The organism is Streptosporangium sp. NPDC023825, from assembly GCF_040639575.1.
GTDB lineage: Bacteria > Actinomycetota > Actinomycetes > Streptosporangiales > Streptosporangiaceae > Streptosporangium.
In genome coordinates, this window is the sequence record NZ_JBFAAE010000039.1 from 34224 (window position 1) to 46917 (window position 12694).

Consider the following 12694-nt stretch of genomic DNA (forward strand, 5'->3'; position numbering starts at 1 on the left):
GCGGGACGGTACGTGCCGGCGGCCGGAGCGCGTCCGCCTCCCGTACGGTCAGCGCGCGGCCGGCCTATCGCCGGGGCGGCGATAGGCGCCGTGCCACCAGATCTTGCCGAGCTCGCGTGCGAAGGCCGCGTCGCCACTTCCGTCGTCCACGCTGATGTGCCGGGCGATCGCCTGCGCGCCCCCCCAGACGATCACCCGGCTCGCCGCCACGGCGTCCAGGTCGGCGGGCGTCGAGCCCGATGCCTGCTCGTCGACGAGTGTCTTGTGAACGGCCTCGTCGAACTCCTCGAGATCGGCGGTGTAGAAATCGCGCACGGTCGGGTCGTAGGAGGCCAGCTCTCTCAGCGCGGACAGTATCGCGAAATTATCCCGGTGTATCGCGATGACCTCGGCGAAGAATTCGGCGTATCTGGCCGCGCCGTCCTCTCCCGCGCTGGGGTCCCATTTCTGCGCCATTCCCACCAGGCCGCTTCTCAGGGTGTCGGAAAGCCGGATGAGCAGCTGGGACTTGTCCTTGAAATGCGCGTAGAAGGTGGCGCGCGACAGGCCCGCCTCCTCGATGATCTGTCGCACGCTGATTTCCGTGAAGACCTCTCCCCTTTTGAGGAGCCGTTCGACCGCGGCCAGTAGTTGCGCTTCGGCGGGAGCCGGTCGCTCGGCACCGTCCTTGCGCTTACGAGTCACAGAGGTCATGACCACATACTAGGGGCGGGTCACCAGGGCGGGCGCGGGTCATGGCCCGGCGGGCCCCACGGCCTGCGGGGTCGCCTCGGCGCCCGCACCGGCCGGTCGCGGGGGACGGGCCTACCCGGCCGAGGACGACCGCGTGGCGACGTCCACAAGGATGTCGGCGAATTCCCCGGGGTTCGAGTGGAACGGCGCGTGATGTCCCGGGCAGCGGTAGACGGTTTCGGCGCGCGCCGCCATTTGCTCCGCGATACTTCCGGTGAGAGAGACATCTTTTTGCGGAATGACATAGCTGTTCGGCGTCGTGCGCCATCCGGCCCGTGTCACCACCTCGAAGTCGGCGCGAACGGTCTGCGGAACCAGACGGGAAATCGCCTCGGCGGTCTCCGGGTTCGTCGCGTCGCCGTCGTAGAAGGCGGCGGGCAGGTTGAGATCGGGATTCTCCGCGGGCCGCAGGCCGGCCAGGGACTCCGGAACGGGAACCCCGTGTGTCTGGAACATGCCTTCCCCGACGTCCAGCATGTAAGCGGCCACGTAGACGATGTGCGCGACGTTGGCCGCCCCGGCGACGGCCTCGGTGGCCGGCACCCCGCCGTACGAATGAGCCACGACGATCACCGGCCCGGTGATGTCGTCAAGCGCCTTTCGAATGACCTCGGCATCGTCGTACATGCCGGGGAGCGGTTCGGCGGCGGACTCGTCCTGAACGGCGCTGGGCAGACTCACCGCGCGGCTCGTCCAGCCCTTCTCATCCAGTACGCCCTGCAGCCTCTCCCAGCTCCACGGTCCGTGATGGCCTCCGTGCACGAGAAGGAACGTGGCGCGGTTCGCGATTTCCTGCAAGAGATCTCCTTGTTCGTGGCCCGTGCCGGAGAGAACGTGGCCGCCCCGCGCGCCCGGCGGTACGGCGTGGGGGAGCGAACGCCACGGCGGGCCGCGGCCGCTGCATCCCGGTGGCGCGATCGCCCGCGCCGGAGACGGCCTCGGCCGGCGATGTCGTACACGCAGACCATACACCATGTCTAGACGCCTTGTATGGATGGTTTCGCGGCACCCGCCCTGAAGGGAAAGGCCTGTTGGGGAGGTATGTCGTCCCCGCTCCGGCGCGGATCGCCGCCCGCGCCGGCGGTCGTCCGCCGGCGTCGCCCGTGTCCGGGACGACCGTGGCCGCGACCGCCGGCGCGTCCGGGCCCGTCCGGGATCGGGCCCGGGGGGTCGTGCTGGTCGCGTCACGGGCTCGCCGGGGAATCCGGACGCCTCCGGCCGGGTGGCGGAGGCCGGAAGTCCTTATCGGTCGCATGGATTCCGGTCATCGGAGCGGCCTTTTCTATGTGGTAATTCCTATTTCTAGACATGAATAGGTATTGACGGAATTCTTGGTGCCTTGCACAGTAATCACTGCAGTCCCGGCTTTCACTCCGACATGACCTGACCTCACGATCGGAAGAGCGTCCAATGAAAAGGTTTCTGGCATTCGCCGCCGTGACGTTGACGGCCGCCGCGGGAATGGCCGTCGCGGCCGTCCCCGCTCAGGCGACTCCGGTGAAGGGCGCTTCCGCCCTGTCGGCGGTCTCCGCCGTGGACGCGGCGATCATCGCCGACGGGGTGCGCCTGCGGTCGAGTGCCGGAGGGTCGACGGTCATCGGCTACCTCTACTACGGCGATTACGGGCAGCTTCTCAGCTCGTCGGGCGGTTGGTGCAGGTTCCGGCTGGGCGGCAGGTCGGCCTCGGGGCTGCCCTCCGGCACCACGGGATGGGTTTCGTGCAGCTATCTGGCCACGGAGGACGGCTGGAAATTCAACGGCCCGGCCGTCGACACCCTGCAGGAATAGCCTCCTTCCCGGGATGAGCCCGGCCGCCCGGCTCCCCACGGCCGGGCGGCCGTTCCGCGTCGTGGGGTCCCGGCGTCGCAACGCCTGTCCCGAGGTTCCGGCGTCGCATCACCCGTCCCGAGGTCCCGGTGTCGTGTTCCGCGTCGCGAGGCTCCGGCCTCACGTCACCCGTCCAGGAGCTTGAGGCCGATGACGCCGATCAGGATGAGCGCCAGGCAGGCCAGCCGGGCGGGTGCCGCGCTCTCGCCCAGGGCGGCGATGCCCACGGCGGCGACCCCGAGCGTGCCGAGCCCGACCCAGACCGCGTACGCGGTGCCCATGGTCAGGGTCCTGAGCGCGAAGGTGAGCATGACGAAGCTCAGGACCGCGGCCGTCACCCCGACGAACGCCGGCCAGAACCGGGTGAACCCATCCGAACGTTCGAGCGCGGTGGCCCAGACGATCTCCAGTGCGGCCGCCACGAGAAGCAGGATCCAGGCCATGGCGGTCAGGCCGTGGCGCCCGCGTCGACGGTGACGGTGGCGCCGGTGATGTTCCCGCCGCCCTCTCCCGCCAGATGCGCGACGGTGGCGGCGATGTCGGCCGGGCTGCAGTAACGGTTCAGGGCGGTGAAGCGCCGCTCCTCCTCCGCTCCGGGGCCGTCGGCAGGGTTCATCTCGGTATCGGTCGAACCGGGCTGGACGAGGTTGGCCGTGATGCCCCGCGGGCCCAGATCCCTGGCGAGCCCCTTGGTCAGGCCGATCAGCGCGGACTTGCTCATCGCGTAGAGCGTCCATCCCGGGTACGGCACGCGCTCGGCGAGGCTGCTGCCGACGCAGATGATCCGGCCGCCCCCGCCCATGTGCCGGGCGGCCGCCTGGGCCAGCACGAACGAGGCGCGGGAATGGATCGCGAGGACGCTGTCGACCTCGGCGAGCGTCACCTCCTCCAGCGGCCCGAACGAGGCGATCCCGGCGTTGCTCACCAGGATGTCGATCCGCCCGAACTCGGAGACCGTCCGCTCGACCGCGGCGACCAGCGCGCCGGCGTCGGCGGCCTCCGCCTCCACGGCCAGCCCGCGGGCGCCGGCGGTCTCGATCTCCTTGACGACCGCCGCCGCCCGGTCCGCCGAGCGCGCGTACGTGATCACCACGTCGGCGCCCTCGGCGGCCAGGCGCACGGCGACGGCGGCGCCGATCCCACGACTTCCCCCGGTGACCAGCGCGACCCTGCGTGTCATGGTGTGCTCCTTAAGCGGAATCAGTTCCGCTTAACCATAAAGCGGAACTGATTCCGTTTACAAGTCTCCAGTAGCCTGTGATCGTGGACGTCGTCATGAACCCGCGCCGGGAGCGGGTCGACGCGGCGCGCAACCGGATGAAGATCCTCGCCGCCGCCGCCGGCATCGTCGCCGCTCACGGCGTCGAGGGGCTCGCGATGGCGGAGGTGGCCGCCGCCGCGGGGGTCGGCGTCGGCACGCTGTACCGCCGGTTCGGCGACCGCTCGGGGCTGGCGTACGCGCTCATCGACGAGCGGGAACGCGAGTTCCAGGAGGCCTTCATCGAGGGGCCGCCGCCCCTGGGGCCCGGTGCCGACGCGCCCGCCCGCATCCGCGGCTTCCTGCACGCCCTGGCCGACAGGACCGTGGAACAGCTGGACCTGCTGGTGATGGCCGAGACGGCGACACCGTTCGCCCGCTTCGGCGGCGCCTACGAGGCCTACCACGCCCACCTGTCGATGCTCGTCACCCAGGCCAGACCCGGCGCCGACGCCTACGTCCTCGCCGACGCCCTTCTCGCTCCGCTGGCCGCGCCACTGCTCGCCCACCGCCTGCGCGAGCGCGGGGTGACGGTCGAGCGCGTCAAGGCGGGGCTGGACGACCTGCTGGCCGTGTTCACCCGCTGAGCGGTCCAGAGGCTCGCCGGCGTACGCCCGCGCGAGGAACACGCAACGGACGTCCGGTTCCGGGCCCGAGCTCCATCGGCTCGGTACGGCTCCGGGTTCGGACAGGTCCCGGTCTCGTGCACCTGGTCCGGCGGCGGGGGCCGACGAGCGCATCGCCGCCCCAGCCGGTGAGGCCGGCCTCGGTCACGGCGCTCTTGAGCCGCTTGTCCTCGGCCTGCCACCACCCGGACGGCGACCTGGTGAGCGCCGTCCGGGTGCGGCCGGTTCCGGTCAGGCGCCGCGACGGCGGGCGGCCGCCTTCCTGATGAGGGGCGTGCACAGCGCCAGCAGCGAGACGACCAGCAGCGTCGCCGCGATCGGGCTCTTGACCAGCACCGTCACGTCGCCCGCGCCGATGGCCAGGGCCCGGCGGAGCTGGATCTCGGCCATCGGGCCCAGGATCAGGCCGATCACCGCCGGGGCCACCGGCAGGCCGAAGCGGCGCATCGCGAAACCGAGCAGGCCCAGGATGTAGAGGATGACCAGCTCCACCCAGGAGGAGTTCAGCGCGTAGACGCCGAGCGCCGCGAACAGCACGATCCCCGAGTAGAGGTAGGGCCGGGGGATCCGCAGCACCCGGGCCCAGAGCGGGGCCAGCGGCAGGTTGAGCACCAGCAGCATGGCGTTGCCCACGAACAACGAGGCGATCATGCCCCAGACCAGCGCCGGGTTGTGGTCGAACAGCTGCGGGCCCGGCTGCAGCCCGTACTGCTGGAAGGCCGCCAGCAGGATCGCGGCCGTCGCCGAGGTGGGCAGGCCCAGTGTGAGCAGCGGGACGAGCGTGCCCGCCGCCGAGGCGTTGTTGGCGGCCTCGGGACCGGCGACCCCCTCGATGGCGCCCTTGCCGTACTCCTCGCGGGCGATCCCGCGCGCCAGGCGCTTCTCGATCGAGTACGACAGGAACGTGGGGATCTCCGCTCCGCCGCCGGGCAGGGCGCCGAAGGGGAAGCCGAGCGCGGTGCCGCGCAGCCACGGCCGCCAGGAACGCGACCAGTCGGAGCGGCCGAGGAACGCCCGGCCGACCGGGACCACCTCGGGCCGGCCGTGCCGCAGCCGCGAGGCGACGTAGAGCACCTCGCCCAGGGCGAACAGCCCGACCGCGACGATCACCACGTCGATGCCGTCGAGCAGCTGCGGGATGCCCAGGGTCAGCCTGGCCTGCCCGGTCTGCTGGTCGATGCCGACGAGCCCGATGACCAGGCCGAGACCCAGCGAGGCCAGCCCTCGCACGACGGAGCGGGACAGCACCGACGACACCGCGGTGAAGGCCAGGACGGCCAGCGCGAAGTAGTCCTCGGGACCGAAGGAGATCGCGAAGTCCACCACCAGTGGCGCCGCGACGACCAGCAGCCCGGTGGCGATGGTGCCCGCGACGAACGAGCCGATCGCGGCCGTCGCCAGCGCCTGGGCCGCCCGGCCGCGTTTGGCCATCTTGTTGCCCTCGAGCGCGGTGATCATCGAGGAGCTCTCGCCGGGCGTGTTGAGCAGGATCGAGGTGGTCGACCCGCCGTACATGCCGCCGTAGTAGATGCCCGCGAACATGATGAACGCGCTCGCCGGGGGGACGGTGAACGTGATCGGCAGCAGCAGCGCCACGGTCATGGCCGGGCCGATGCCGGGCAGCACGCCCACCAGCGTGCCCAGCGTGACGCCCACCAGCGCGTAGAGCAGGTTGACCGGGGTGAGGGCGGTCGCGAAGCCGTCCATCAACAGCTGGAAGGACTCCATTCAGATCACCCCGGACAGCAGCCCGGCCGGCAGCGTCACGCCGAGGCCCCTGACGAACACCAGATAGGTGAGAGTGGACAGCACGATCGCGATGACGCCCGCGCGCAGCCGGTGGGCCGCCCCGAGCGTCACGGACAGGCCGAAGAAGAGCAGCGCGCCCGCGATGACCCAGCCGAGCAGGTCGAGCATCCCGGCGAAGGCGAGGAAGATCACGCTGACCAGCGCGACCGTCCGCCAGTCGGACCGCGCGCCGGAGTCGGCGTCCTCGGCCTCCTCGGGGTCGCCGTGGCCTCCCCTGAGCACGTCGACCACGTAGAACAGCCCGATCAGCAGCATCGCGCCCCCGACCAGGGCCGGGAAGAACCGGGGGCCGAGACCGAGGGCGGAGCCCGCGGCGGTCACGTCGGCGGTGCCGGCGATCACGAACGCGCCCAGCGCGAGGACCGGCACCGCCAGCCCCAGCTCCGGCCGCCGCCACGACCACCCGGTCCCGGCCTCGGGCGCCGTACCGGGGTCCCGGCCGGCACCGACGTCGCCCGCGCGGGCGGCGGCGGGCTCTGATCCGGTGCCGTGGTCACCGGTACCGGTACCGGCGGGGCCTGACGGGTCTTCTGCGGGAGACATCAGGAGACGAGGCCCATCTCCGCGATGACGGCCTTGACCTTGGTCTGCTCCGCCGCGAGGAAGTCGGCGAACGGCTGCCCGGTCTGGAAGACGTCGGTCCAGCCGTTCTTCATCACCGCCTCCTTCCACGCCGGGGAGTCGTGCATCTTGGTGACCAGGTCGGTGAGGGCCTTCTTCGCCTTGTCGTCCAGCCCGCCGGGCGCGACGAACCCCCGCCAGTTGGCCAGCTCCACGTCCAGGCCCGCCTCCTTGATGGTGGGGGCGTCCACGTTGCCGAGCCGCTCGGGAGAGCTGACGCCGAGGGCGCGCAGCTTGCCGGACTTCACGTGCTCGGCGAACTCGCCGATGCCGGAGATCCCCATCGCGACCTTCTCGCCGAGCAGCGCGTTGAGCGCCTCGCCGCCGCCGGAGTGGGCGATGTAGTTGACCTGCTTGGGATCGATGCCCGCGGCCTTGGCCATCAGGCCCGCCACGATGTGGTCGGTGCCCCCGGCGGAACCGCCCGCGATGGCGATCTTCGTCGGGTCCGCCTTCCACGCCGTCACCAGGTCGCCCAGCGTCCGGTACGGCGATCCCGCGGGAACCACGACGATCTCGTACTCCTCGGTGAGCTTCGCGATCGGCGTGGTGTCGGCCAGGGTGACCTTCGACTTGTTCTGCTCGACCGCGCCGACCATGACCAGGCCCATGGTCATCAACAGGTCGCCGTTGCCCTTCTCCCCCGCGAGCTGGGCCAGGCCGATGGTGCCGCCCGCGCCGGGCACGTTGTAGACCTCGACCTTGCGGGACGGCTCGGCGGCCTTGAGCGCCTCCCCGGCGACGCGGGAGGTCTGGTCCCAGCCGCCTCCCGGCGAGGCCGGCGCCATGATTCTCAGCGCGCTCGTACCTGAGCCGCCGCCGGAACCGCAGGCGGTGAGGGCGGCGAGGGACAGCACCGCGAGGGCGGCCAGTCTCCGAAGACGCATGGTCAGCTCCAAACAAACGTGAAGAAAGCGTGGTGAGGATCGTGACCTCACCAGGCCGCCCTGTCGATCCTTTGCGTGGTTGCCGTCGTATCGGTCATATTGGTCACACCTCCTCGCGACCTCGCCGTTATCTCCGGCTGCTTTCATCGAGGCCCTGACCAGGGAGTTGACTCGTGCGACGCTTACTCAACGCCTCGCTCGGCACCCAGCTTTTCGTGTTGCAGACCGTGATCGTGTTCCTCGCGGTCGGCGGCACGGCGGGCGTCTGGATGGAGCACACCCGCGTCCTGCTGGACCGTCAGTACCAGCAGCGCGCCCTGGCGATCGCCGAGTCGGTGGCGGGGCTTCCCCAGGTGCGTGAGGCGTTCGGCCGGCCCCGGCCCGAGCTGAGCCTGCAGCCGATCGCGCTCGGGGTGCAGGCGGCCACCGGCGCCGACTACGTGGTGATCGCGAATCGCGACCAGATCCGTTACGCCCACCCCAACGCGGCCCTGATCGGCAAGAGGCTGTCCACCGACGGCTCCGAGGTCATGACGAACGGGCGGCACTGGACCGGCATCCAGACGGGCACCCTCGGCCGTTCGGTACGCGGCAAGGCACCGATCTTCGACTCCTCGGGGCAGGTCATCGGCCTGGCCTCGGTCGGGATCCTGGAGGGGACCGTCGCCGACCAGCTCGGCGAGGCGCTCCCGCCGCTGCTGTGGACGGTCCTCGCGGTCCTCGTCGCCGGGTCGGCCGCCGCCGCGCTGATCGCCCGGAGGGTACGCCGCCAGACGTTCGGCCTGGAACCGGGGGAGATCGCGGCCCTGCTCGAACAGCGCGAGGGCGTGCTGCACGGCGTCAAGGAGGGGGTGCTCGCCCTCGACCTCCAGGGACGGGTGACACTGGTCAACGACGCGGCACGCGACCTGCTCGGACTCTCCCAGCACGACGTCGGCCGGAGCCTGCGGGAGATGCCCCTGTCCGACCGGATGCGGGACGTGCTGGACGGCGTGGACCCCGGCGACGACCGGGTGGTGCTCCACCGCGACCGGGTGCTGGTCCTCAACCGCACCCCGGTGGCGGTACGGGAGCGGCAGAGCGGCTGGGTGGTCACCCTGCGGGACCGTACCGAGCTGGTGCGGCTGGCGCGCGAGCTCGACCAGGCCAGCACCACGACCGGCGCGCTGCGCGCGCAGGCCCACGAGTTCGCCAACCGGATGCACACGGTGGTCGGCCTGCTGGAACTCGGCGAGCACGAGACGGCCGTCAGCTACATCACCCAGACCACCGAGGCCTACAGCAGGCACGCCTCGGGCATCAGGGAGAAGGTCGCCGACCCGACGCTGGCCGCGCTGCTGCTGGCCAAGTCGGCCGAGGCGGCCGAGCGGGGCGCCACCCTGGTGCTGTCCGACGACTCCCGGGTGGAGGCGGGCACGCTCGGCGACCCGCACGACGCGGTCCTGGTCGTCGGCAACCTGGTCGCCAACGCCCTCGACGCACTGCAGGAGACCGGGGGAACGGTGGAGGTCTCGGTCCGCACCGAGGCGGACGGCCTGCGCGTCCGGGTCGGTGACTCCGGTCCGGGGATCACCCCGGGCCTGGTCCACGAGGTGTTCAGGGAGGGCTTCACCACCAAGGCCGCCCACGCCGGGCCGCGCGGCCTGGGCCTGGCCCTCACCCGCCAGGCGTGCGCGCGCCGGGGCGGCTGGGTGCGGGTGCACAACGCGGGCGGAGCCGTCTTCACCGCGCTGCTGCCCACCGGCGAGCCCGCGTTCGCGTCCGCCGGTGAGCTCTCGCCCCCGCCGGCCGGTGAGCCCGCGCCTCCGTCCGCCGGTGAGCCCGTGTTCGCGTCCGCCGGTGAGTCTCCCTCGTCCCGTGCCGGTGAACCCGGTGAGTCTCCCTCGTCCCGTGCCGGTGAACCCGGTGAGTCTCCCTCGTCCCGTGCCGGTGAACCCGGTGAGCCTCCCTCGTCCCGTACCGGTGAACCTGCGCCGCCCGGCGCGGGGGGATCCGCCGAACGGAAGGTGCCGAGTTGACCGGGAACGGGCACATGGGGGAGATCCGCGTCCTGGTCGTGGACGACGACTTCATGGTGGCCAGGATCCACGGCGGCTATGTCGCCAGGACGCCCGGCTTCACGGTCGCCGACGTCGTCCACACCGGGGGCGCCGCGATCGCGTCGGCCGCGGTGCGCCGGCCCGACCTGGTCCTGCTCGACATCTATCTGCCGGACATGTCAGGACTCGACGTCCTCGCGAAGCTCAGGGAGGCCGTGCACCCGGTGGACATCCTGGTGATCACCGCCGCGCGGGACGTGGCCACGGTCCGTGCGGCGATGCGCGGCGGCGCGGTCAACTACCTGATCAAACCCTTCACCGCCCGCGCCCTGGCCGAGCGCCTCGAGCAGTACGCCGAGATCCGCAGGCAGCTCGCCACCCTCGGGGACGAGGCCCGCCAGGACGAGGTCGACCGGCTCTTCGGCGCGGTCAGGGGGGTGCCGCCGCCGCTGCCCAAAGGGCTGTCCGGCACCACCTGCTCCCTCGTCGCCGCGGCGCTCAGGGAGAGCGGCGACCTGTCCGCCGCCGAGGCGGCGACGATCACCGGTCTCTCCAGGGTCAGCGCCCGCCGGTACCTGGAACACCTGTGCGCGGCGGGTCAGGCGGAGCTCCGCCCGAAGTACGGCACCGCGGGAAGGCCGGAGCACCGTTACCGCTGGACAGGCTGATTTGTTACTCCTTTTGGGACGGCGGTTGACCAATGTGGTTTAAGGTTGCCGGAGGTGGAAGCTGCGAAGCAGGAGGATGCGGAGGCCGTGCGGAACGCCGGAGCGTCTGTGAACCCGCCACCGGACCCATTTGAGGCAACCCCCCTCCCCTCGGGCCCCGTCCCGCCGGGCGCCCGCGACCCGCGGCTCCCTCCCGGAGTGCGGGGAGCCCGTTCCCAGGGCGGCCCCGGCCTCCCGCCGGGGGTCTCACCCGACATCTTCGGCCCCACCGGGGGCGCGGGATCTCCCGGCCCCGGCGGCCCTTCCGGTCCCGGTGGTCCTCCCGGTCCCGGAGGCCCTCCCGCACAGGCCCGCGGGACGACGCTCCCGCCCGCGGCCCGGCCCCCGCAGCCCTGGCAGATGGCCTCCCCGCCGGAACGCCCCTTCCAGCGTGACGAGCCCACGCTCGTCCCCGGCGGCGACGGAGGGTTCCCGCAACCCGGCGGGCTCCGCTACGAGGAGCCGCCTCCGCGCCGCCGCGGGGCCCGCAGGTTCCTCCTGATCGTCCTCACCGTGCTGTTCGTCGTCGGGCTCGCCTACGCGGTGCCCGCGGTCATCATGTCCGGCAGGATGCTGCCGGGCACCACGGTGCGGGGCATCGACATCGGCGGCCTGACCGCGACCGAGGCGGCCGACAAGCTCAGGGACCGCCTGGTGGGCGAGGCCTCCGGGAAGATGACCCTCCTTGCCGCGGGCAAGCGCCACGACTTCGACCCCGGCAAGGCGGGGCTGGAGTTCGACGTGGTCGCCACCATCAACGAGGCGCCCAGCGGCTTCCCCAGCCCCTCCCAGGTCTGGCGGGCCTTCACCGGCACCACCGAGCTGGAGCCCAAGGTCTCCGCCGACCCCGAGAGCATGCGGACCGCGGTCGCGGGCCTGGCCAGGAAGATCGATCTCAAGGTCCGCGAGGGCTCGGTCACGTTCGAGGGCGTCAAGCCCGTCGTCGTGACGCCCCGCGACGGCAGGGAGCTGGAGCGGGAGGCCGCGGTCGCCGCGATCACGAAGGCCTTCCTCGGCCCGTCGAAGGAGGTCCGCCTGCCGGTCTCGGTGATCAAGCCGATGGCCGGGCAGGACGCGGTCAAGAAGGCCGCGGCCGAGGCCGGCGACGCCCTGTCCGGGCCGGTCACCCTGACCTTCGCCGGCAAGCAGGCCCAGCTGCCGGTGGAGACCCTCGCCGCCCACCTGTCCTTCAAGCCGGACGGTTCCGGCGGCATGGAGCCGGAGTTCGACGCCAGGAGCGCGGTCGCCTCCGTGGAGGGCGACCTCGTCGACCCGGTCCTGGCCCCGCGCGACCCCACGTTCCAGATCGTCGGGGGAAAGCCGAAGCTGGTGCCCGGCCGCAGGGGGAAGGGCATCAACGACGAGCGGCTCGCCGCCGACGTGGCCAAGATGATCGCCGGCGACGGTGACCGGACGATCCCGGTGCTCCTGACCACCGTCAAGCCGCGGATGTCCGACGCCGAGGCGCGCAAGCTCGGCATCAAGGAGCGGATCAGCCAGTTCACCACGCCCTACGCGTGCTGCGTGCCCAGGGTCACCAACATCAAGACGATCGCCAGGCTCCTGGACGGCTACCTGGTGAAGCCGGGCGAGACCTTCTCGCTCAACGGCGTCATCGGCCAGCGCGACACGGCCCGCGGCTTCGTCCCCGCCCCCATGATCCAGGGCGGCAGGCTGGTCGACTCGGTCGGCGGTGGCATCTCCCAGTTCGTCACCACCATGTACAACGCGGTGTTCTTCGGCGGTCTCGAGGACGTCCAGCACGTGGCGCACGAGTTCTACATCTCCCGCTACCCGGCCGGGCGCGAGTCCACGGTCTCCTGGCCCGAGCCCGACTTCCGCTGGAAGAACGACTCGCCGTACGGCGTGCTGGTGAAGACCTCCACCAGCGACACCGGGGTCACCGTCGCCTTCTGGAGCACCAAGCGCTACGAGATCGAGTCGATCTCGTCCGAGAGATACGACGTCACCCCGTTCAAGAGCGAGACCGACAGCGGTCCCGACTGCATCGAGATGGTCGGCCAGAACGGTTTCACGATCGACGTCTGGCGCGTCTTCAAGCAGGACGGCAAGGAGATCAAGCGGGTCAAGAAGACCACGGTCTACCGCCCCGAGCTCAACCTGAAGTGCGTGCCCGAATAGCGGGGTCGCACCCGCTCCTCCTCCGCCCGGCCGCCGGCGTGTCCAC

General features: G+C 71.5%; 12 protein-coding genes. 5 read left to right on the forward strand and 7 right to left on the reverse strand.

The window, feature by feature from the left end; all coding sequences use genetic code 11:
- Nucleotides 1-48 precede the first annotated feature (48 nt).
- Both AB0G15_RS28380 and AB0G15_RS28385 read right to left on the reverse strand, forming a co-directional pair.
- Nucleotides 49-693 (reverse strand): TetR/AcrR family transcriptional regulator, encoded by a 645-nt coding sequence (locus tag AB0G15_RS28380; RefSeq protein ID WP_362845598.1) that lies wholly within the window; start codon nt 691-693, stop codon nt 49-51.
- A 111-nt stretch (nt 694-804) separates the two neighbouring features.
- Entirely contained in the window at nt 805-1530 is a 726-nt protein-coding gene (locus tag AB0G15_RS28385) for an alpha/beta hydrolase (protein WP_362845600.1), read from the reverse strand.
- A gap of 612 nt (nt 1531-2142) precedes the next feature.
- On the opposite strand from AB0G15_RS28385, the gene AB0G15_RS28390 reads away from it, so the two are divergent.
- Entirely contained in the window at nt 2143-2520 is a 378-nt protein-coding gene (locus tag AB0G15_RS28390; RefSeq protein WP_362845602.1) for an SH3 domain-containing protein, read from the forward strand.
- 164 nt (nt 2521-2684) lie between these two features.
- On the opposite strand, the gene AB0G15_RS28395 is transcribed toward AB0G15_RS28390, so the two are convergent.
- Complete coding sequence (locus AB0G15_RS28395; protein WP_362845604.1) at nt 2685-3002, reverse strand: multidrug efflux SMR transporter; 318 nt, start codon at nt 3000-3002, stop codon at nt 2685-2687.
- A gap of 5 nt (nt 3003-3007) precedes the next feature.
- On the reverse strand, nt 3008-3739 hold the full coding sequence (locus tag AB0G15_RS28400; RefSeq protein ID WP_362845606.1) for an SDR family oxidoreductase: 732 nt from the start codon (nt 3737-3739) through the stop codon (nt 3008-3010).
- Between the two features lie 83 nt (nt 3740-3822).
- Between AB0G15_RS28400 and AB0G15_RS28405 the strand changes: the two genes are divergently transcribed.
- Nucleotides 3823-4404: a TetR family transcriptional regulator gene (locus AB0G15_RS28405; RefSeq protein WP_362845608.1), complete on the forward strand. Its 582-nt coding sequence runs from the start codon at nt 3823-3825 to the stop codon at nt 4402-4404.
- Between the two features lie 270 nt (nt 4405-4674).
- Here the strand turns inward: AB0G15_RS28405 and AB0G15_RS28410 are convergent, their stop codons facing one another.
- Genes AB0G15_RS28410 through AB0G15_RS28420 form a run of 3 tightly spaced genes read right to left on the reverse strand, consistent with a single transcriptional unit; the run spans nt 4675 to nt 7760 of the window.
- Nucleotides 4675-6171 carry a tripartite tricarboxylate transporter permease gene (locus AB0G15_RS28410; RefSeq protein ID WP_362693783.1) on the reverse strand — a complete coding sequence of 499 codons (1497 nt, stop codon included), beginning with the start codon at nt 6169-6171 and terminating at the stop codon, nt 4675-4677.
- A complete protein-coding gene (locus tag AB0G15_RS28415) occupies nt 6172-6795 on the reverse strand; it encodes a tripartite tricarboxylate transporter TctB family protein (RefSeq protein ID WP_362845610.1) in 624 nt (207 codons plus the stop codon).
- Nucleotides 6795-7760: a tripartite tricarboxylate transporter substrate binding protein gene (locus AB0G15_RS28420; RefSeq protein WP_362845612.1), complete on the reverse strand. Its 966-nt coding sequence runs from the start codon at nt 7758-7760 to the stop codon at nt 6795-6797. Before AB0G15_RS28420 ends, AB0G15_RS28415 begins: the two co-directional genes overlap by 1 nt.
- Before the next feature lie 173 nt (nt 7761-7933).
- Between AB0G15_RS28420 and AB0G15_RS28425 the strand changes: the two genes are divergently transcribed.
- The 3 genes from AB0G15_RS28425 to AB0G15_RS28435 all read left to right on the forward strand — a co-directional run bounded on the left by AB0G15_RS28425 (nt 7934) and on the right by AB0G15_RS28435 (nt 12648).
- Nucleotides 7934-9778 (forward strand): ATP-binding protein, encoded by a 1845-nt coding sequence (locus AB0G15_RS28425; RefSeq protein ID WP_362845614.1) that lies wholly within the window; start codon nt 7934-7936, stop codon nt 9776-9778.
- Between the two features lie 14 nt (nt 9779-9792).
- A complete protein-coding gene (locus AB0G15_RS28430; RefSeq protein WP_362845667.1) occupies nt 9793-10467 on the forward strand; it encodes a response regulator in 675 nt (224 codons plus the stop codon).
- 399 nt (nt 10468-10866) lie between these two features.
- Nucleotides 10867-12648 (forward strand): VanW family protein, encoded by a 1782-nt coding sequence (locus AB0G15_RS28435; RefSeq protein WP_362845616.1) that lies wholly within the window; start codon nt 10867-10869, stop codon nt 12646-12648.
- The last annotated feature ends 46 nt before the right edge of the window (nt 12649-12694 follow it).